We start from the raw sequence: 255 nt of genomic DNA, 5'->3' as shown, positions 1-255 counted from the left end.
ATGTTGTGCTCGATGGTTTCGATGAAGTTGGCGGGCATCTCGATGCCGAAGCGGGATTCGATGCAGGTGAGGAAGCGCGACGTCTGCTGGCCGAATGCCGACTTCGCGGCGGCTTCGAAATCGAGGTTGGGGAACGTGGCGGACAGCGTGTCGAGCAGCACGCGGTCGGCGATGACTTCGCTGTCGACGAGCACGCCGTCGCAGTCGCAGATGAGGTGATCGAGCATGGTGATGAAAACGCGGGATATCGGCGAC

At 61.2% G+C, this 255-nt stretch carries 1 protein-coding gene; it reads right to left on the bottom strand.

Translation table 11 applies throughout. The features are described from left to right. Positions 1-227: hypothetical protein (locus AC1RPV_RS08040; protein WP_481764244.1), on the bottom strand; the 227-nt coding region annotated here is incomplete at its 3' end. Between the last annotated feature and the right edge of the window lie 28 nt (positions 228-255).

The sequence above is a fragment of the Dellaglioa sp. CoH-55-MRSF-9 genome (assembly GCF_056782155.1).
The sequence above is the reverse complement of the archived record's forward strand: the minus strand, read 5'-3'. Positions and strand labels throughout refer to the sequence as shown.